Source organism: Dietzia sp. 2505, assembly GCF_040546785.1.
Taxonomy (GTDB): Bacteria; Actinomycetota; Actinomycetes; order Mycobacteriales; family Mycobacteriaceae; genus Dietzia.
In genome coordinates, this window is record NZ_JBEPON010000011.1 from 13281 (window position 1) to 33688 (window position 20408).

Here is a 20408-nt window from a genome sequence, read left to right on the forward strand (position 1 = left end):
TACAACCCGGCGTATCGCTGCACACTGTGACGAGAAGTTCGGTCCAGCCGCATCCGCCGCCGCTACAGCCCGATGGACCGTTGCAGAGTCCTCCCCAAGCGCCTCAGCCATCCAGATCAAGGCCGGCGCGCACCGAAGGCTGTTGTATGAAGCTTTCGCGTCCCGCCCCCGAGTCTTTCTCCCGTAGGCACCAGGGCCGTCGGTCTCGGCCATCCAAGCAACCATGTGGTCCCGCTGGCTGTGGTAGCTGGTCCTCGGGTCCGGCGAACCCTGCCGGTGGTGTTGCTCGAATGCAGTGGTGATCGGGGGGTTGGGCGGCAAACCCGCCAGCAGCCTCGCGAACTCTCGTCCTCGCATGCGACCAAGATACGTCCTGCCGGTTCCCGGAAGTCGATTTCAGGCAGAGAGGTGACAGCCCAGTCGCTCCCCTCAGCGTTGTTTGGCGATTGGGCTAATTTGGCCACTCTGCGACCCGGAACGTGGGCAAAAAGCAAGGGTTTCAACGCTAGCCCCGCGCGTCAGTTGTTGTTGCCGCTCCTATATTCAGGAGTGACCGCAGGCGGGGGGCGGAGATTCCGCCGAAACTACGAGGATCGGAACCGAGCGTGATGCAATTCCTCAATGGGGAAACGCAAGGGCATCGGCCGGCCAGGGAGCTACAGTCACGCTCCGTGTCCGCACTGTCGCCGGGTTGCCGTCGTCATAGGCAAAGCGATGACGATTCAACCGCACGCTCAGAGAAACGGGTCAGTGTGCCCAGGCTCTGAGGAACCCGTCACCCCAGCGGACCTCCTCAGCGGGCCCGTCACGAACGTGGTCTATCCCCTCAAGCGCGGCCGCTCAAAGAAAAGTGGACGTTCCGGCGAATCCCTTCGCACGATCAGCGGAGGCCTCCCGGGGTCACGTCGAGGGCACTGACGCTCACTTTGCCAGACGTCACGAGGAGGCGCGGCCGTAGTGAGCACAGGGCTGGCGGTGTGCGCCCCTCAGTTCCAGTCGACGTCGACTAGCGACTCATCGTCTGTGCCAGCAGCTGTTCCAGCTGCTGCAGACGTCGGGGCGGCGGGGTCGGGACTGCGGCTTGCGCGACGGGCGGGGCGGTGGCGGGGTTCGCCATCGCCTGGGGCGGCCGGTGTCGTGATCTGCGCGGGCGCGTCGTCTGCGGCCGTGTCGTCCTGGTCTTCGCTGTCAGTGCCCGGCCGGCCACTGACGACTCCCTGCGGCGGCTCCTGCGTTGGCGCCGCAGGTCCCTGCGCGGGCAGCTTGGGAACCTGCGTCGATTCCCGCTCCGGCATTTCAGGCTCCTCCGCTGGCTCCTGCTCTGCCTCGGCTGCGTCGTTCTTAACCAGCACCCAGCGAGGCTCGTTGCCGCCGTCGGCGTTGGTGATGCCGATCTGCTGGTACCCGTTTGGCTCCAGGTCGGCGCGGACCCGGTCGGTGGCACCGCTAAGCGTGGCTGAGGGATCCCAGGTGCACGGTTCGTTGCGGGTCGGCAGGTAGGGCACCTGCACCACTAGGTGCCCGGACGACGATGAGTAGGCCCACGCTCGATTTCTTGGGGCATCCCGGCGGGGAAGCGGGTGCCGTGGTTGTTGTCGATGAGCTGTTTCGACGTGTACTTGTCGGCAGGTCCGACACAGAACCGGCACCCGCATATCTCTTCGAGCTGTGTCGACACGCGGTCCTGATCGGCGGACGCGTAATACCGGATCGACCAAGTCCGCGATGTTGACCCGTTGTTCGCACCAGTGTCAGACCGTTAGTGCGTACACGTCGCCGTGCGGTCACCGACTGGTTGGCGGCGCCGCCGCCCGAATGGGAGGTCGATATGACGACATTAAGCTGCACCTCGTAGTGCCCACCAATCTTGGTGGAGGCCTCGGGGATCGTCGTTAACATTAATGTGGTGCGGCCGTGGTCGATCTCGCCGGCGGCGTCGAACTGGGCGCCGAGAATGCAAGAAGGGTTGGCGACCTTGAAGGCGGCAGCGTTGTCGATGGTGGTGTAGCGGGAACCGATGGCGTCCAGGATGGTGTAGTCGTCGTCGCGGACGATGAACCGGCGGCCAGGCATGCTGCCGATGGTGATGGCGTCGGCGCCCATGAGCGTGACGGAGACGCTGGGGATGCCGCGCAGGCCCCAGTTCAGACCTGAGATGGTCAGCGCCTCGTTGACGGTGCGGGCAGCGCGAATGTCGGTCCCGAGCTGATGCTCGAACGGGGCACGGTCGGTGATGGTGAGTGCAGAGCTCATTGCGTCCTCCTGGGGTGGGATCTTTCGATAGCTCGACTCAACCACCGGCTTTCAGCTGTGCAGCACTTCCAGAACCCCGACCGCCCGGGAAGACCGGCGTCCGCCCTGACCAGCTCTTATGAGACTCATTCCGCTCCCGGTCCGGCGCGGACGTGGGAGGCTCACGGCATGGGAGCAGCTGCCAAGCGGTACGGGATCAACGATGACGACTGGGAGCGGCTTATCGCCGCCACCATCAAGGTTCTTAAGCAGGTCGCCTCGGAAACCGGGGTAACGAACTACTCCGAACTTAACCGCGAGATCAGCGACCAGCCAGGCCGGCCGCGGTTCGACTTCACCCACCCCGAGGGCCGCAACGCCCTTTCCGAACTGCTCGGGGAGGTGGTCGAACGCACCGTGGACGAGATCGGTGGGATGCTGTCTGCGGTCGTGATCTACACCGATGGGAACAACCCTGGCCCTGGCTTCTTTCACCTGGCAGTTCACCTCCGCGATCTCCCCGCTGACGCAGACGAAGACCTCAAGCTGAAGTTCTGGAACTACGAGATTAAACTCGTCCAGGCCGCGTGCAAGGCCAAGCACCGCCGGCGCCGAGCAACGGACCACCGAACGCAACCCTGAGCTAGATGTACTGACCGGGGAGGTTGGTTCCAGCAGGCGGTGTGGGAATGATGGTGATTGTATTCGTGGACGAGGGCTCGCGGTCCAGGCGTGTGCGCGGCAGCAGCTGCCGTTGTCGCTGAGGACCCGGCGAGTAGTGATCCCGCGCTCAGCGAACCAGGCGACGGCGTTGGCGAGTACGGCGGCGACTATCTCCAAGCCGCTGGGGGAGGGTCAATCATTCGAGGTTCCAGGATCTCTCCCTGATTGAGGCAGTCTCGAGCGACCTCGTAGACGTAGTCGGCGTAAGTTCGTTCGGAAGCTGCGGCGTCTACCGAACGCTCTACGAGCGTGAACCCGTGAAGTCGTGCCGGATCGTCGAAGCTAACGCCACGCTGGTCGACGCGCAGGATGGAGAGCCGTTGATTGACAGTCCATTCGATGCCGATGCGCAGGTCGTACTCGTGGTTGCCGGTCACCTGCGCCCCGGCACGGACTAGCCCCATGAAGTCCGCTACGGTGCACTCGAACGCAGACGACTCAATCTCGAAGCCCTGGCGGTGCATTAACTTCCCGCCAGCGTCCATTTCAAACGGATGGCCACCCACCGGGGTTGCGAGGGTGACCGATCCGCTCTGGTGAACGCTCGCCCATGCTTGCTTCCATCCGGCTGCTTTCTTGCTCGGCGCGACCCACCTCCGTAGGCCCGGTCGAGGCCCCTCTGTGTCAGCGCTTTCGAGCGGATGGTATCCAGTCTGGCCGGTAAATTCCCGCCCCAAGAGGTGCGCATTCTCAAATACTTCACTGGCCGATGCGTAGTTCAGCTTTGGGAAAAACCGAGGGCTCCGCGGATGAGCCACTGCGATCAGCCACGCGCGACGATCGGCATCGCGACCGCGGGCCGCCTCTGCGTACAAGGTATCCAGCGTTTCGGTGGAGTGGCGACGCTCGTCGAATCGGGCCCGATACATGGCCTCGATCTGGGGTTCCCTCATCCACACAGTGTCAGCATCGTTGCGGATAGGCGCTCCGAAGTACTCACCTCGATAGATCAGGTGTGGACCATCGAGGCTCGCCGGCACTTCGACCACCACAGCGCGCTTTGGATGCTCGCCGATGCGGAGCACTTCGAGCCCGAACACGGGAGGAGTAATCGCGTTGATCGCCGCAGCACGCAAAGCTCGTTCGTGCTTTTCGTCCAGCACCCCAACGTCGGTTCGTGCCGCCGCGGATCTTTGACTCTCGGTCACGCCGTAAACGATGATCCCTCCCCCGCTGTTCGCCATCGCTGCGACATCCTTCGGAAAATCCGTCTGGCCCAGACCCCTCGCTGGCGGGAGTGCAGATTTCCAATCGAGATCATTACTCTCCATCACCCCACCGCTCACGGCCTGATCCAGAAGCCCATCTGTGAGTGGACCAGACTCGACCCCGACGGCGCGGTGTATAGCAGTAAATGTCATTTGCCGAATCTACTTTCCATAGCGAAGCTAGACAGCAAAGACGCCGACCCTTCTATCTGGGTGCCGTACTTGATGATCGTCTAGCGCGACTCTTCCCAGCGCAGCCGGGCAAAGCGCCCAATGCCACGGGCGCAGGTAACGGCCGCTACCGACCTCGACATTATGGACTCAAGATGTAACCTCGCCTAATCAAACTTGCCCCACTCCGGTATCCGATCTAGTCCAGGTGGCGGAGAAGTATGGGGATGGGCGGCCAATTCCGCCGCAGGCTACCATTCTCTGCACCAGCGTAGGCGCCTCCGCCGGGACCAGTGTGCAAGCCTCCACCGACGCCGGTATAGGGGCCACCACCAATACCGGTGTACGCGCTGCCGCCGACTCCCGAAAACGCGCTACCACCACCGGTGTACGCGCCGCCGCCAACGCCCGTGTGCGGTCCGCCGCCGGCGCCGGCGTAGGGGCCGCCGCCACACCGCCGCACCTTGCTGAACAGGCAAGAGTTGCTGACGGACAAGCAAATAGTCCGGTTGTGAACGGCGTTCGTGACTGATGGCGTCCGCGTCGCCGTGGACATGACTTACAGCATCCAACAGCGGCGCATCGACGCCTCCGGGCGCCGCAACGGCAAGGTCGCGAACTACAAGTCGCGGCGCTCGATCCGCTCCAGAATGCCCAAGGAACTACCCGAGCTCGCACCGCTCGGAAGATCGCTGGGGCGCCGACGCATGGACGCCTCCGAATTCTCAGCGCATTGATCGGGAGTTGGGCCTTGCCACGCTCGTATAAAGGATCTTATAGTGTGGGTTCAGCCACTAAGGAGCAGCCATGAGCAGCCTGTCCGCGACTTCCGAAGCCCCGTCTTTGACCAACTACGCGCCCGCCGAGGTGGTCTTCGGGACACTATCAGCTCTAGAATTCGAGACGATGACCGATGGCGGCGTTGAATTCGTCCTATGCGCTTCTGCCCTCACCGCCCAAATGTAAGCGCTGACATCGCAAGTGGCTTTTTCTGCCGTTTTGTCTCTGCCGGGACTGCAGTTTGCTAAGAGGGCAGCCCTATTCGAAGCTTTGGTGAGAGCCGAGCATCGCGCGGGCTCGGTCCTCGACGTCACTGTCGGGGACCGAGTTGCCGTTCTTCTCACCGACCCCGATGCGGTACGAGGCCTGTTACGGTCTGGGGCTCTAAAGGGGCGACCCAGATCGAGTCTTGTCGGCGTTCCCGGTTACGTAAGCGCGGGTGAAGCGGAAAGGAGTGCCGCTCGCGCCAGCGTGAAGACCGCGCTCGGGGCGGCCTCATCTTCTGCAGCTGCCATCCCAGACGACCCCGACGTCGCCGTCGCGCTGATGGCGCACCTTTCCGGTGCCGCACCGTGTCCGATTCTTCGCGCCATCGCGACTGAGAGCCGCATCGCGCTTCGCGCTGCGGTCGACCGCAAGCCGGGAGCACCGTTGCAAGTGATTACTGATGCCCTCCCGCTTCGGGAGCTGCTCACGTCCTCGGCATTCGTCAATGTGCTGCGAGAGCGCGGTTGGGACGACGATGCGATCGCCGAAGAGATCGTGATGCTCACATTCGCGGGCTGGGCGAGCATCTCGGCTGTCTTGGAATCGGCTTGCACGGTCGGGGTGGGTGGCCGATCTGTCACCGCATTTGACGTCGATGAGCTGCTTCGCCTCGCTCCTCCGGGATGGTTAATCACGCGAGAGCTGACGGCACCGACTGTTCTTGCAGGCTGCACCCTCCCGTCGGGCATCCTCGTGATGACGTCGCCGTGGCTCATCCAACGCGATGCGGCTTGGTGGCCTGAGCCCGGGCGCTACGATCCGCATCGCCCCGGTCTCCGCAAATCCGCGGCCTACCTTCCATTCGGACTCGGCAAGTGGGCCTGCCCCGCTGAGCTTTATTCGCGGTCGATCCTCCTCGAGCTGCTGCGGCGGCGTGACGCCGGGGCGGCTGCGGTGACTATTCGCCCGGCATTGATCGACGAACGATCCGCGTGCCTGATGAGAATGGGAACCGATACGAGATGAGCATTCAGATTTGGCTCGAGGACGTGCAGCATTGTGGACGGGTCGAGCCCGCTGGGGAGACCGTGCGGTCTACCCTGGCTGCGCTCCGTATGCCGCACACGATGTTTCAGGCGTATCTTGTTCGTCCCGAGAACGACGTCTCCCTCATCCCGAGCTGGACGAGGCTAGACGCGCTCGACGGCGAGGACGGGTATGTTCTGCTCCGAGCAGTCCGCAACACGCTGTTCGACACGGTCCTTCCGCCCGAGCCGCTTAGAGGAGAGGGTTTGAGCACTGGCGTGGGTGTTGAACAGGTCGTGCCTTCGGACGACGGGAGCACCGCCCACGCCCAGCGTGCCGTGCTCGACGCGCCAGCTGCCCAGCGTCTCGTACAGAACGAGGTCGTTTCCTTCATGGAGAAAAGCGGGACGGCGGAGCGGGGCTGCATCTTCGGGGTGAGCGGCGGCGGCGATAGTAATGCGCTAGCGTACGGGCTGCGTGCCGGGCTCCCCCAAGAACGCCTCTTCGCCTTCACAATCGTCTTTAGGGACGTTATGACCCAGGCCGCTGCAGATCGTGCAACGGTGCTGTGTCAAGAACTCGGCATTCACCATGAGGTGATCCAGCCCGACGAGTTGGGTGCTTTGCTCGGCATCACAACCTCCGTCGACGCGCTCTACGCCGACTTCAGCGAGGTGTTCGGCAGTGAAGCACTGCACTTCTTCGGCACCTTCCTCATTCTGAAGACGGCGCGCACTCTCGCGTCGCGGAGGGGCTGCTCCGATCTGGCCTTCGGCTACAACCGTGAGGATCTGCTCGCAGAGATGCTCTTCCAACTAGTAAACGGTCGCCAGCCCCTTGCGTATCCCATCCGGCCAATCGGCAATGAGCGCATCGTGATGCCGGTGTGGCGGATCCCGAAGCTTGTCCTCGATGCCTGCCACCCCAAGTTCAGCCTGGAAAACTACCGGGAGCGCGATGCGCACACGACCCGGCAGCGTAGTCTGGCGTTTTACTTAGGGCATTCATTGGACTCTGTCTACCCCTCTCTGGGACTGAGTCTGCTCGACGGTTTTCAGAGGGCCTACGGTGATGAGCCCTCCCAACTGCGGTATGACTCCGAGCTCGATGTGTACGTGACGGAGCTGGCGGATGACAACCGCCGGTCCGTAGTCGCGGGTCTTCTGCACCGCCACTTCCGTTTTGGCAATGGGTAATCGCGGTGCCGATGAAGCCCATTCTTGCTCCCCCAACTGACTGGGAACGGGTCGCGCTCGACCCGCCCGACGACGTTCCGGCTGCAGCTAGTCTTCTGTGTAGGGGGCGCGTCCACGAGGCACTTGCAAAGGTCCCGACAGACGAGCTTTTCGAGCAGGCATTCTGGAGCCGGCTTCGAGGACCTGACTGCCATGTTGCTGTGGGAGTGCCGTCTGGGCTTTCGCCGGCCCTACTGGCTTGCCTCGTCGCGGCGTGGATGGGACTGAAACCTTCAGCGATGCATAATGACATCGGCGGCACCGTCAGTCGTGTCGTCTCTGGGGACGGGCACCGACACGACCAGTCATGGCACACCGACAGTACCGCGTGGGTTGAACCGAATCGGTACTCCGTCTTGGCGCTTCTGGCCGGCCGGCCGACGGTCCACGAATCGACGGACATGCTTCCCGTAGCGACGGTGGCCCGGGCGCTGACGCGCGATCCGGTCGTCGCCGAGTCGTTGGCCCACGAATCAGTGACGTGGCGGCGTAACTTCCCGCACTTGCCCAATCTTGACGCACCAGTCCTCGGCGATCCGGTGACGCGCTGGGTGTGGCCTGTAGTCGAGGAGGAGATGGAGCGGGTATCTGTAAACCTACGGCGGGGCGTCAAGCTGACAGCGCATATTGTCAACGAGCTGCCTTTCCACCGCCCAGTCGTCTCGGCAGAAAGGCTGCTTGTCTTCGACAACTGGCGCGCCTTGCACCGAGGACCGCAGGTGGAGCGGGCGTCTGGCCGGGAACTTATCCGGATTAAGGTCACCGGCGTGGCGGTGCTCTGATGGCCGTTCTGGGGCTATACGAAGGGCACAACGCTGGCGCGGCCCTCATCTCAGAGACTTCCGGCCTAATAGTCGCGGCCGTCGAAGAGGAGCGATTCAGCCGGATTAAGAATCACGATGCCCGGCCGCATGCCAACGGTATGCCTCGCCGCAGCCTGGACTGGGTACTCTCGGTCGCACGTAGACACGGCGAAACAATTACGACTATCGCGATTGGCTTGATGGACCCCGACGCGCTAGCGGAGCGCGCCCTAGTCAACTTTGACTCCGCGGTGCGCGACGGCGAACCGCAGCGTCTGACTCGTGCCCAAGAGCTCGGCCTGGACAACTCCGAACTCCGCGAACTCCCCCGGTCGACCCAGACTGTCCGGCTAGAGCGGGCCGTCGAACTCCTCCGAGCTTCAAGCGTCGCGGTCGATGACGTTGACCTCGTGCTCGTCGAGCATCACCTCGCACACGCAGCAGCGGCATTCCTGACGTCGCCTGTCGACGATGCGTTAGTGGTGACGCTCGACGGGAAAGGCGATGACCTCAGCGGTAGCATTTGGTTGGGGCGCGGCTCAGCTCTGACGGAGATCGCACTGATTCCCACTGAGCACTCTTTAGGGCACGTCTACTCGGCCGCAACAGTTGCGTGCGGCTTCCGACCGCAGCGCGACGAGGGCAAGTTCATGGCTCTTGCCGCACATGGGCGCGTTGACCGGGCCCTTGACCGAGAGTTGCGTCGCTGGCTCTTTTTCGACGACTCGAGCGGGTTGCCTGTGAGCAGACTGAATCGCGGCATTGTCCAGGGGCCATATCCCGATCGGATCCCCGGGTTTCACAACTCCCGCATGACCGATTTGATCGCCGGATGCGACCGCATAGATGTGGCTGCCACGGTTCAGCGACTCTTGGAGGAGGTTGTCCTCCAGATGGTCACGCATCATCTCGCAGCCACGGGGGAGCATGCTGTCGTCGTGTCCGGTGGCCTCTTCGCCAACGTCTCGGTAAACAACAGGATCGGCCGGCTGCCTCAGGTGCGTGAGCTGCACGTCCACCCAGGCATGACCGACTCGGGTGTAGCGCTCGGGGCTGCGTCATGGGCGTTCACGCAGCGGGCTGGGCACCGGCCGATTGCGTTGCGCGACCTCGGTCTCGGGCCGCATTTCTCGGAGGAGGAGGCCGTGGCGGCGTTCATTGCGGCTGGTTATCGCCGGCAGTCGACCACGGATCCGGTGGAAGGTGCGTTGGCGGAAGCGCTCAGTCGCGGATTCGTGGTCGCGCGGTTTGATGGCGGTTGCGAGTACGGCCCACGGGCTCTCGGCCACCGGAGTATTCTGGCGCCCGCGCATGACCCTGAAGCGCTGCGCGATTTGAACGATCGCCTCGGTCGCTCGCAGATGATGCCCTTTGCACCGATGGTGTTGGCAGAATGGGCACCGTTACTCTTTTCGGGGTGGGAGGTGCTCCGCGGATCGATGCGCTTCATGACGACAGCGGTCGACTGCACACCGAGGGCCCGCGCGGAGATGCCTGCAGCGATCCATGCTGACGGCACAGCACGCCCGCAGCTGGTCGACCCAGACATCGAGCCGAATCTCGCCTACATCCTGACCGAATACCAGCGCTTGTCCGGCCGGATGGGATTGGTGAACACCTCATTCAACCTGCACGACGAACCCATAGTGTGCACCCCGGAGGAAGCGGCACATTCTGCCGCCACGGCCCGAATTGCCGCTGTGCAAGTCGAGAGATCGCTACTGGTGAAGGATTCGTATGCCGGGTGCGATTGATACCGCCGCGTACCGTCCTGGCCTTGGCACGATGACGCTGACCGGTGGTTACGGTTATATGGCCCCGACAGACGCGCGCGACGTATTGCGGCACGCGCTCGATCATGAAGTCGCCCTCCTCGACACCTCCGACGCCTACCCAGGCGGAGAGGAGCTCATAGCGCGAGCACTAGCTGGCCGCCGTGATCGGCCGCTGGTAGTTACTAAGTGCGGGCTAACGGGTTATCCAGGCCACCGCGTGCCATGTGGGAGACCCGAGTATCTGGCCCACGCCTGCGCTGCCTCCCGCCGCCGCCTCGAGGTCGAAACGATCGATGTCGTAATCCTGCACCGGATCGACCCACAGGTTCCGGTCGAGGAGTCTATTGGCGCGTTGGCGGACCTACGGGACCGAGGACTAATCGCTCAGATAGGGATTTCATCCTCAGACGTGGAGACGATCCGCAGGGCAGCCGCAGTCGATAAGCTAGCTTTCGTCGAAGCGCCGCTCTCCGTTATCGCTCCAGGCGACACCGACCACCTGATCGCTGCAGTCCGAGAGGTTGGCTCCACGCTCCTCGCGTACAGCCCCCTTGGACGGGGTCTCGCAGCGCCGTCGCAAACCGGGAACTATGGCATTGGTGATGCCCGTGCTCACATCGCGGAGATGCGCGAGCCGGCCCGCATTAAGCGCGCCGAAGCGCTAGCGGCCCTTTCTGCGGGGTCCGGCCTGACAATGGTCGCGCTAGCTCTGGGGTGGCTCGTGTCTCTGGGCGCTGATGTCGTTCCGATCCCAGGGGCGCGCAACCGGCAGCAGGCACTCCAGAACCTCGAGGCCCAGCGACCCCTTTCCCCAGAAATCTTTGCGGCGGTCGAGGCATTCACGCGCCGGGTATCCTTCTCTTAGTTACCAGGAAGCAAATTAGATTAGCAATCCGTTGGTCTTGCGTCTTCAGGTTCCAACCTGACGTCCAATGGTGACAGCTCTCTGGGGGTCAACAACGGGGGCAAGCATTCCGTCGACGTCACCTACCTCGCCCAGGCGGAGGCGACCGGACTGCGAGTGGTCCTGCTGATGGGCGACAATGCCCGAGACAGCTGGAAGCGGTCAGGCCTGACCCCTGACGGGATCGTCATCCCGGCAGTAGCGCCCCACCCGTTCAAGAAGGGCAGGCTGAACCGCGACGCATACCTGCGGCTGCACCGCGGATTGGTCGCCACGATGGCCGCCCTCGTCGGGCCCACCCTCATCTTCCCTACCGAACCGCCGCCCAGCCCGAAGGCTCGTGCCGCCGGCAAAAACACCCGGGCAGTGGCCCCGAAAGTATCGGCCAAGTCCCCGATGTCGCCAGCCTCGCCAGCACCTGCTGCTGCCATCGCGCCTGCCGAACCTGCGCTGTCCGACGGCGAGCTATGGGGCTCGTGGCCCACGTTCGAGCACATTCCCAGCCCCGGGTTTAACCCATGGGCACCTCGCGCAGCCGCAAGCGCGTGGAGGTCGCGATTAACCGCAACAGCCAGCCAGGTAGCAAGATGAACCCGGTTGCCGGCCGCACTCCGGCTGGGTGGGTCTTGGTGGTCAAGCGCCGCAAAGCCCGCACAATTGAGATGAAGCCGCGCCAGGTCAACAGGTACATCATCGCTTGTGCTGGCGGCTCCTGGGGCAACCAAGGGCAGGTCCCGCCCGCCCCTGAGCTGACGCGCCCCACCGTCGACCTAGACACGTCTTAATAGGGGCAGCGTGGGAAATAGTTCAAGAAAGTGAGAGTAGTTGAAAGTGAAGAGGTAAGCCTTGCCTGGCAGGCCGAGTCCCAAACTCGACCGCCGAATCGCTCCCAACGCGAGTGATTGCGCTGGTAAAAATCCCAACTTTCGCCTCGCGCGGCAGTAGGTGCTTGTCTGTTCCCAAGCACTTTGTCAGTGCGTCAGTGCGTCAGTGCGACAGTGCGACAGCGCTGGCTGTGGCGTCCCGCGAGAGTGGGTAGTAGCCACCCAGTGAAGTCCGTTGTCAGACGCCGGCTGAAACACGGATTGACACTCCGACTGAGGACGAGGGTTCGGGACCTGCTGGTCTGATCGTCAAAACCTTTCCTCTTGCTGTGTCGGCGTCCGGGTCTTCCACACGGTGCGGCAGCCTACAAGTCTGCTTGATCATGTGGGCGGACCCGCCACCGTACGGAGGTGACCGCCTGTTCCATGCTGAGGCGACTGACTGCGGCTTCGAAAACCGCGTCGTCGCGCTTGCGGGTGGTCAACAGTGCCCGGACCTGGACCCGGTCGGTGGCGGCGATGTTCTCCGAGTCCACGCCTTGCAGGTGAAAGCCTTCGGCAAGCATGGCCTGGACGAGCAGTGCGCGGATGTGCGCTTCGTCCGGGTCCTGGCAGACGACGGTGAATTCGTAGTCGACCGGTTCGTTCTCGGTCTGGTTGTCGGGAACGGTGCGCTCGACCCGCCGTGCGATGGGGCGCAGGAGCGCGTTGCCCAGGATGATGGCGATGATTCCAGCGAGGGCGGGGATGTACATCCCACCGCCACACAGGCACCCGATAGCAGCGGAACCCCATAGCGTGGCCGCAGTATTGATCCCTCGCAGGCTGCCCCCTTCCTTGATGATGACCCCGGCGCCCAGGAAGCCGACCCCCGAGACCACCTGAGCTGCGACACGGCTGGGTGAGGCGTCATCGGGAGTCAGAGAACTGAGCAACACGAACAGACATGCGCCGACGCACACCAGCGTGTTCGTCCGCAGGCCGGCGGAACGGGCCCGCCATTGGCGTTCGAGGCCGATGAGGGACCCGCCGAGGAATGCTGCAGACACCCGGATGACGGTCTCCATGATGAGTTGATCGTCGGAGACGAAGAACATGGCTGCTCACCCTCCTGCCAGGGCAGTGACCACGTCGAGCTGATCGGACAGCACGAACGAGGCGATCACGAAGTAGATGATCAGGCCGGTGGCATCGACGAGCGTGGTGACCACCGGCGCGGAGAACACCGCAGGGTCGATCCGGAGCTTGTGCGCGATCAGCGGGAGAACTCCCCCCACGGCTGAGGCCCACAGGCAGATCAGCACCAACGTCAGCGAGATGATGATCCCGATGTCGACGCCGTAGAAGAACGACGCCACGGGGAAGCCCACGGCAGCCAGAAGCAGTCCGAGGAGCAGTCCGACCCGCGCCTCGCGCCAGAGCACGCGTGGCAGGTCCGACACCCGTACCTCGTTGACCGCCAGGGCTCGGATCATCGCACTCGCAGCCTGCGAGCCGGCGTTTCCTCCGGTGTCGACCAACAGCGGGATGAACAAGGCCAGGGTCACCACTGTGGCCAGGGTGTCCTCGAAGTACTCCAGGACATTGACGGTCATGACCGCTGCGAGGATCAACGCCAGAAGCCACACCGCCCGGGTGCGCGCCAGGCGGAACACCGTGGCCGACAGGTACGACACGCCCAGCGGCTCAGCGCCGCCGGCACGCAGGGCATCACGAGTGACCTCCTCCTCGAGTACCTCCATGGCCATGTCGACGGGGATCATGCCGATCACCCGCTGTTCGGCATCGACCACCGGAAGCGCCAGGAGATCCGCCTCCTGGAGCAGGCGCGCAGCAGATTCCTGGTCGTCGCCGGCGGCCACGCTGTACTTCTCCGTCGACATGATCGCCTCGACCCGAGTTCCGGCCTCGCTGGTGACGATGTCACTGAGCCACACCACCCCCACCAACCTGCGCTCATCGTCGGTCACGGGCAGCAGCGAATAGTCCTCGGACCGGCCGCCGAGCCCGCCGAGCCTGTCCAAGGCCTGCTCCCGGGTCTGCCCTGGGGCCAGGGTCACGGCCGCCGGGATCATCACCCTGCCCGCGGTGCGGGGCCAGTAGCCGAGCAACTCCGCAGTCGCCTCCCGCTCGGTATCGCTGAGCCCGTGCTGGAGCCTCGTGGCGACCTTTGCCGGAACTTCGTCCAGCAGGCGCACCCGATCAGCAGGGGACATCGCAGCGAACAACTCGTGAACCCGCTCGTCCCGCAATCCGTCGATCAGAGTGCGCTGGTGCTCAGCATCGAGTAGCTCGAACACGCTCATGGCCTTGTCCTTGTCGAGCAGACGGAACGCCACCGCCCGATCAGACGGATCCATCCGGGCGAGTTCCTCTGCAACACGGACTGCATGGTTGCCGCGCACCCAGGTGCGGGCCTGGTCGGTGGCGTTGTCCCGGACGAGCCGGACGAGGTCGTTGTTGTACATGGGAAGACACTCCTTGGAAAGCGTGAGCCGCGCATAGTCGTAGCGCACGGAAACGCCCCGTGCGGCACATGCGCACGGGGAAACGATCAACAGGTGATGAACTCTGGTGGGGATCTGGCGGTAGGTGGCACGCTCGCGCGGACGCACGGAGACGGGGGCAGCATCGCCGAAACCGGCGATTGCAGACGGACCGCCTCAGGTGCCGGTCTCTACGAAGGCACAGTCAGAACTGCCCGAAGACAGGGTGCCTCTACAGACAGGTTGCCTCTAGAGAGGGAGGATGGCGGCGGGGCGGGGGCGGCGGCTTTCGCCGCTCGGACTCGGACTCGGCACGTCACTCACGAAACCCCACCCCCTCTCGCTCCAGCGAAGCCGCAACAGCCGCAGTGTTGACGCGCAACGAGAACGGTGTCACTGCGTGACCAGGCACGGCTTCGACCTTTTTCGCCGGGAACCTTAACACACCTCTTTCACACCACAAGACCGTGTACGTCTGCTCGTCGTGAGCATCCACATTGTGGGGTCAGTAGAAGCCGAGTGGATCCTCCGGCTCGACATGGATGAGTGTCTCTGCCAGGGAACACTCCTTCGACCTGGTCCTCAAGTCTGTCGGCGAGTTCATGAGCAGTAGAGACAGCCCAGGACCCGGGCACGCCCATGACGAGATAGATATGGCGGTGGCGGCCAGTCTCCACGGTCCGGGCAGGGGCGAAAAATACGCCGTGAACTGCGGAGAACTTCGTCTGAGCAGTGGAGAACCGCTCCATGTCCCCAGCTGGCATGGCCGCGCTGAGCCATGCTCGTGGTCTTCAGCGCGGTGGCAGTTCAGCGTGGGGATCACGAAACCGAAACTCATCGTTGGTGAAGGGCCAGTTGGTCCTGGTCCAGCGGTAGTTGATCCACCGGTGGGGCCTCACTGAGGTCTGGCTGGTTGATCAGTACGAACAGCGCCAGTCCCACCACGTAGACCGCGAAGACCCGGAAATGCCCCCGGTAGAGCAGTCGCAGCACCATCCACAGCGCTCCCGCACCGACGACGGCGGCCACCACGAATCCCAGCGCGTAGTCCTGCCAGCCCAGGAACAGCCCACCCTCGAAGCTGGCGGGATCGAGCAGGCTCAGCGACTGCAGCCCGGTGGCGGCAACGATCGTGGGAATGGCGACGAAAAAGCTGAACTGCGCTGCCAGCGGCCGGTGCATGCCCAGCGCCAGCGCCGCGGCGATGGTCAGCCCTGACCGGCTCAGACCTGGAAAGAGCGCCGCCGCCTGGGCCAGACCGATCACGACGGCGACCAGCACCGTCATCTGCGTGGCGCCGCGCCAGGTGGTCTTGACCGAGTCCGACCACCAGAGCACCGCGCCGGTGATCATCAGCATCAGTGCCACAGCCCACGGGGTGGTGAAGACGTCGGTGCCGTATGCACGGATGAGCAGGCCCAGGACCCCGGTGATGGCCGTGGTCAGCAGGCCCAGCAGCGCGAGCCGCAGGTGGATCAGATGGCGCAGCGTGCGCCTCCGTCGCCAGTGCCCGAGGTCGCGCCGGATGCCTTTGATCAGCTGCTTCAGCGGTCGCCACATCACGACGACGACGGACACCATCGTGCCGAGGTGTACCACCAGGTTAAACAGGATCATCTCTGGGGTGTCCGGCGCTGGCAGGGGCGACCCTTCGGCCGCCAGCCATTGCTGCATCAGCACCAGGTGGCTGGAGGAGCTCACCGGGATGAACATGAAGAGTCCCTGGATCGCTCCCAGGAGGACCGATTCCCACAGGCTCATCGAGCGCGGTGCTCCGCCGCCGTACCGGCCACCCTGGCCTCAGTCGGCGCTTTTTCGGGACCGGGCGGAAGATCAGGCATGACTCATACCGTATCGATCAGTGGGTACCAGTGAGGAACAGAGACGGACTGGGGACCACACCTAGGCGAAGGTCTCCGCTCGCTGCTCGTGCCCTGGTGCTCTGCTTCAGCTTCCGAAAGCCTCTCGGGGAAACACAGACAAGGCCGATTGGACAACGCGCGGGCCTCGCGTTCGTCCCAACAAGCAGCAGTTCTGCGCAACTACGGGTGCCGGCCCTGGCGCGCGGCGGCTTCATTGGCCGATAGTGGTTTCTGGAGTCTCGGGAAACCGTCTCGCTGGCGGTGTGAAGAACTCCTCGTCGCCGAAGATCTGCGTGAGGTCGAGCAAGCGTGGAGCGCACACGTATCGTATCGCCCTGAGTCGCACCTTCACGCCCGGGAGCTGATCGGCAAGGCTTGAGGCGATCGCGTGGCCCTCGCGATACCAGGCCGCCGGGTCCACATCGTCGGCCCATTCCGGCAGGGCGAGACCTCCATTCGGCAGGCCGAGATCGGCGCTGGTCCCATTTCCATCTAGCCCGTAGTCGAGGAAGCCGCGGTGCCAGTCCTCGTTCCAGCGTCGGAGTCGGTCCTCCAGCTGCGAGGTAAGACCGAGGCTGCGCGGGGTCGCAAAACCCCCGGGACCCGGGCCCGCGCGGAGCCGAGGGGGCTGGTGGTACGGCAGCCACCCGTCCCAAAGGCCCCACTCGACCCCGTACTCCAGCATGAGCTTGAGCTCGGCCGGCACATCCGGATCGGGTTCATTGCCGGGCATCCGCCAGCCATCTTCGCGCGTGATCTGCCCGGTCAGGGCGCACACGTAATCCAGCTGATCCGCAGCGAGCTCGCACACCACGTACTTCTCCGCGCAGCAGAACACGAAGTGCTCCGGGTACTGATCCCCGAGGCGCTCGGCCAGTGCGTGGCCGCGGTCGAGCCAGGCCATCTCGTCGAATCCGTCCGACCACACGGGCTGATCAACCGGCCTGTCACCGAGGTGATGGAAGTATGCCTTGAACTGGCCGATCCAGTCTTCGATCTCATCCCGCAGCACCTGCGGGATCTGCAGGTCAGCCGCGACGCCCTGGTTGTATCCCGGATGGCCAGGGGGGAACACGTCAGGGGATGCGGAGATGTAGGGCCGATAATCGATGACCGGGTGGAGCGCGACATAGCGGCGATCGAATGGGCCCGGGTCCGCGGGTACCCGACACGCCGCACGGCACAGGTGCGACTCACGCAGCCCATGGAAGGATCCATCCGGCGACACACGCATTACCTGAGAGGATCGGGTGAGGACCTCGGCCACTTGGCGGCGCGATTCGACGAACAGCAGCACGCGATGAGTGTCGAGTTGTAGTCGAACTCCGGCTTACCGGGGGCGATCCCGACCGCCGAGCTGACGACCGGGGCCTCGGAAGCAGAGCCGACGTCGTGCACGATGGTTCGGGCGGAATGAAACTCTGATGCCTGGGTGTGGTGTGTTAGTCGCCCGAGACGCGCCAGTTCCTTTAGAAATGCCTACTTTGGATGCACGCGCAGAATCGTCGCTAGTTGTAATCGACCCCAACCGTGACAGGGAAGTTCTGCCCATCGTCAGGGTCGCATTCTTCCCAGTTCCTGGTGCAACTTATGTAGACGATCTCGACCTCTACCGTCGGAGTCGTGATACCAAAGGACCCGTAGCTGGAGAACGCGTAAGGGCCTTCCTCTGTGTACACGTAGCCAACGCTTTCGCCCCCGTAGTTGAGCTCTACAAGTGACGTATCCGGCGCGATGCCGGTCACCTTCAATACGACTACTCCGGGGGTGCCAGTCGCCGTGACCGTGAAGTTGCTTGCCGGGTTCACGGGAGTGGTCGAAGTTGTCGGAATCGTCGGGACAGTCGTCGCCGTGGTTGTGGACGTGGTCGTCGTCGGTGTCGTCGGTGCGGTCGTCGTCGGGGGCGCGGTCATGGTCGTTGTAGTCGGCAGGGTGCTGCCTCCTCCCGGCCCGAGAGAACCGGAGGGGCCGATGGCCAAGCCCGCACCCATCGCAGCGGCACCGAGAGCGATGGCGATCTGAACAGCGGGGTCACGGAACAGGCGCGGAGGAAACTCGAGGCTCACAGGGGAAATCCATTCTGATCGGAGTTCTGCAAAATCGCAGCAAAGCGCCAGATCCCAAAACCCAAACGAGTGCACCTGGATTCACAGCATCCGCAAATTCTGTGCTCCACCTACGATACGCCGCGACCCCGCGCAGGCGTGAACCGCTCTACCGCGACACCAGCTAAATGTTCGCACTACAACGCAATTGCAAGATGTGCGTAATGATTGCAACTTCAGGTTATGGCTGAGCCGGGAGCGGATCGCGGCGTTGGAGCGGCGCGTGGCCGCCCTGATGGCATGGACTGCCCCCGACTCGGTACCGGAGCGGACCGCCAACGCCGAGGACCGCTGACACCGAGGACCGCTTCTGGGCACTTGGGGGCCTGCGGTCCCGTGCATTCGATCCCGGAGCCGTGATGTTGGTCGGTAGTTTGCGGACCCCGAAGGGCTACGAAGCCCGGTGGTAGATGCTCGAGCAGCCAGATGGGCTGTTCGCCTCCGACTTCGCCGATCAGGCGGAATCACAGCCGGCACCCGCAACACGGACCGACGAAGACTCCTCCTGTCCGTTCCTGGTCGTGTGGTTCGTAGTGGTCGCGGCCCGGGGGCTACTGCCGGTGGCAGCGGCGACCACCTGGGGTTGGGTCGCCGCCACCACGGTCTACGCTGCTTCGGCGGGTTGGCGTTCTTACAGACGTTGCGAGTCCCGTGGATCCACCCCGACACATCGCGACGGGAACTCGCCGGGTCCGCCGTCTGGCTGGCTGTTTTCCTGACCCTGACGACGCCCTCTCTCCGGTATCTACTCTGATCCCCTGGGGCGTTCGCGGTGAGGACTCGCTCGACCAGGTCGTCGTGCATTGGCCACCGTCGGTACATTCGGACCGGGTGATCAGGATGAGCAATCGGACAGTCTCGAGGGTCGCGGCCGCATCGCCACTTCTGGTGGCCTCGATGTTGGGGAGCGGCTGTGCAGAGTGGGACGCTGCGGTGAACCGGGAACTCCCGTCGGTTGACTCGTGGAGTCAGGCTGAAGTCGAACCCCCGGCAGATCCGTCGCCGGTGGAAGAGCAGACGAACGTGAAGCGGGGCGAGAACGGCATTCCGACTCTGGATGCCAGCGAGAAGCTCCGAGAAAGCGCCTGCGCGAAAGCGGACGACATGATCGCGAGGGACTACTGGGGGCACCATGCGCCTGATGGCAGTGGCGATCCGTTCATGTTTATCCGCGAGGCTGGCGTCGACTATTCCACGGCTGCAGAGAACCTCTTTTACTCAACCGCGGGCGGACCCGATCCGGTCGACAGCTGGATGCAGAGTCCCGGTCACAGGGAGAACATCGTCAACCCGGACTTCACCAGGGTGGGCGTCTGCGTGCGGACGGCTGCGTACCAGGGCCTCCCAGAGGCGCATCTCTATGTCCAGCACTTTGCTACTCCGGTATCGGAGAGGTAGTCGGTGGCCCGAGCCTCACAGCGGGAGACTGCGCCACACCCACGAGAGGACCCTCACGACGGGCGCTTGCTGCGAGCTAGGCGACGCTGAATCGATACGTTGACCGAATGAGCACCAACGATGAGGCATCCCGGCCGTGGCTGCGGCGCACCGGCCGCCCTACCGCGGTGGTCATGCTCGCCGCGGCGGCTCTCCTCGTGCTGGTGTCGATCGTGTCGATTGTGGACATGATCGGGTCTCCTCCACCTCCCGCTGAGTTCCAGTACGGCCCTTTCGGTGATCTCGACTTCCTCATCGGCGGCGGCGTCCTAATCGTGATTTTCGCCGCCGTCGGCGTGTGGGGCGCCACCCGCGGAACCGAGCCCGGACTCTCTCGGGTGACAGCGGCCCTCATCGTGTGCGGCCCGATCGGATGGGGACTTGGCCTTGTGGACTCGCTGAGTTTCAACCTCATCAACTCGATCGGGCCGGCAGGCTCGGTCGCGGCGATGGTTCTACTTGTCGTCACCTTTGTGGTGACTGTGACCGGAATCGTCGCCGCGTTCGCCGAATACGCCGCATCGAGAGGGCAACGAACGCCGGCGCCGTAAGGCGCATGCATCGTTGCGACCCATTCCCGTTTCGAGAGCTGGTCAAAGTCCTCCGTGAGCCTCCGCCGAACCACAGCGC

At 63.9% G+C, this 20408-nt stretch carries 19 protein-coding genes and 1 pseudogene; 11 read left to right on the plus strand and 9 right to left on the minus strand.

Annotated elements, in window-relative coordinates; all coding sequences use genetic code 11:
* Positions 1-1446: 1446 nt before the first annotated feature.
* The gene (locus tag ABIE38_RS17375; protein ID WP_354058431.1) at positions 1447-2253 is read right to left on the minus strand and encodes a DUF932 domain-containing protein; all 807 of its coding nucleotides are present in this window, start codon (positions 2251-2253) and stop codon (positions 1447-1449) included.
* Between the two features lie 168 nt (positions 2254-2421).
* Between ABIE38_RS17375 and ABIE38_RS17380 the strand changes: the two genes are divergently transcribed.
* Positions 2422-2874 (plus strand): hypothetical protein, encoded by a 453-nt coding sequence (locus tag ABIE38_RS17380; protein ID WP_354058433.1) that lies wholly within the window; start codon positions 2422-2424, stop codon positions 2872-2874.
* On the opposite strand, the pseudogene ABIE38_RS17385 reads toward ABIE38_RS17380, so the two are convergent.
* Positions 2793-3054: pseudogene (locus tag ABIE38_RS17385) on the minus strand (hypothetical protein); the annotation flags it as partial. The gene ABIE38_RS17380 and the pseudogene ABIE38_RS17385 overlap by 82 nt on opposite strands.
* An 8-nt stretch (positions 3055-3062) precedes the next feature.
* Positions 3063-4316 (minus strand): AlbA family DNA-binding domain-containing protein, encoded by a 1254-nt coding sequence (locus ABIE38_RS17390; RefSeq protein ID WP_354058435.1) that lies wholly within the window; start codon positions 4314-4316, stop codon positions 3063-3065.
* A gap of 572 nt (positions 4317-4888) precedes the next feature.
* Between ABIE38_RS17390 and ABIE38_RS17395 the strand changes: the two genes are divergently transcribed.
* The 7 genes from ABIE38_RS17395 to ABIE38_RS17425 all read left to right on the plus strand — a co-directional run bounded on the left by ABIE38_RS17395 (position 4889) and on the right by ABIE38_RS17425 (position 11025).
* Entirely contained in the window at positions 4889-5071 is a 183-nt protein-coding gene (locus ABIE38_RS17395) for a hypothetical protein (protein WP_354058437.1), read from the plus strand.
* Positions 5072-5141: 70 nt separating this feature from the next.
* On the plus strand, positions 5142-5300 hold the full coding sequence (locus ABIE38_RS17400) for a hypothetical protein (protein ID WP_354058439.1): 159 nt from the start codon (positions 5142-5144) through the stop codon (positions 5298-5300).
* Positions 5301-5585: 285 nt separating this feature from the next.
* Positions 5586-6347 carry a cytochrome P450 gene (locus ABIE38_RS17405; RefSeq protein ID WP_354058441.1) on the plus strand — a complete coding sequence of 254 codons (762 nt, stop codon included), beginning with the start codon at positions 5586-5588 and terminating at the stop codon, positions 6345-6347.
* A gap of 89 nt (positions 6348-6436) precedes the next feature.
* Complete coding sequence (locus tag ABIE38_RS17410) at positions 6437-7543, plus strand: tRNA lysidine(34) synthetase (RefSeq protein ID WP_354058443.1); 1107 nt, start codon at positions 6437-6439, stop codon at positions 7541-7543.
* Positions 7544-7554: 11 nt separating this feature from the next.
* Entirely contained in the window at positions 7555-8364 is an 810-nt protein-coding gene (locus ABIE38_RS17415) for a Fe(II)-2OG oxygenase family protein (RefSeq protein ID WP_354058445.1), read from the plus strand.
* Complete coding sequence (locus tag ABIE38_RS17420) at positions 8364-10139, plus strand: carbamoyltransferase C-terminal domain-containing protein (protein WP_354058447.1); 1776 nt, start codon at positions 8364-8366, stop codon at positions 10137-10139. The genes ABIE38_RS17415 and ABIE38_RS17420 overlap by 1 nt, the downstream gene beginning before the upstream one ends.
* 31 nt (positions 10140-10170) lie before the next feature.
* Complete coding sequence (locus ABIE38_RS17425; RefSeq protein WP_354058448.1) at positions 10171-11025, plus strand: aldo/keto reductase; 855 nt, start codon at positions 10171-10173, stop codon at positions 11023-11025.
* 1228 nt (positions 11026-12253) lie between these two features.
* On the opposite strand, the gene ABIE38_RS17430 is transcribed toward ABIE38_RS17425, so the two are convergent.
* From ABIE38_RS17430 to ABIE38_RS17455, 6 genes are all read right to left on the minus strand, one after another.
* A complete protein-coding gene (locus tag ABIE38_RS17430) occupies positions 12254-12985 on the minus strand; it encodes an MgtC/SapB family protein (RefSeq protein WP_354058450.1) in 732 nt (243 codons plus the stop codon).
* 6 nt (positions 12986-12991) lie between these two features.
* Positions 12992-14356 (minus strand): magnesium transporter, encoded by a 1365-nt coding sequence (mgtE, locus tag ABIE38_RS17435; protein WP_354058452.1) that lies wholly within the window; start codon positions 14354-14356, stop codon positions 12992-12994.
* 470 nt (positions 14357-14826) lie between these two features.
* Positions 14827-15138: a cation transporter dimerization domain-containing protein gene (locus tag ABIE38_RS17440; protein ID WP_354058454.1), complete on the minus strand. Its 312-nt coding sequence runs from the start codon at positions 15136-15138 to the stop codon at positions 14827-14829.
* A 70-nt stretch (positions 15139-15208) separates the two neighbouring features.
* Positions 15209-16135: an undecaprenyl-diphosphate phosphatase gene (locus ABIE38_RS17445; protein WP_182611124.1), complete on the minus strand. Its 927-nt coding sequence runs from the start codon at positions 16133-16135 to the stop codon at positions 15209-15211.
* A 312-nt stretch (positions 16136-16447) separates the two neighbouring features.
* A complete protein-coding gene (locus tag ABIE38_RS17450) occupies positions 16448-17533 on the minus strand; it encodes a hypothetical protein (RefSeq protein ID WP_354058456.1) in 1086 nt (361 codons plus the stop codon).
* A gap of 211 nt (positions 17534-17744) precedes the next feature.
* Complete coding sequence (locus ABIE38_RS17455) at positions 17745-17981, minus strand: hypothetical protein (RefSeq protein WP_182611126.1); 237 nt, start codon at positions 17979-17981, stop codon at positions 17745-17747.
* 34 nt (positions 17982-18015) lie between these two features.
* Here ABIE38_RS17455 and ABIE38_RS17460 point away from each other — a divergent pair, with 34 nt between their 5' ends.
* From ABIE38_RS17460 to ABIE38_RS17470, 3 genes are all read left to right on the plus strand, one after another.
* The gene (locus ABIE38_RS17460) at positions 18016-18258 is read left to right on the plus strand and encodes a hypothetical protein (RefSeq protein WP_182611127.1); all 243 of its coding nucleotides are present in this window, start codon (positions 18016-18018) and stop codon (positions 18256-18258) included.
* A gap of 923 nt (positions 18259-19181) precedes the next feature.
* Complete coding sequence (locus ABIE38_RS17465) at positions 19182-19739, plus strand: CAP domain-containing protein (RefSeq protein ID WP_182618123.1); 558 nt, start codon at positions 19182-19184, stop codon at positions 19737-19739.
* Positions 19740-19912: 173 nt separating this feature from the next.
* On the plus strand, positions 19913-20329 hold the full coding sequence (locus ABIE38_RS17470) for a hypothetical protein (RefSeq protein WP_354058459.1): 417 nt from the start codon (positions 19913-19915) through the stop codon (positions 20327-20329).
* Positions 20330-20408: the final 79 nt, after the last annotated feature.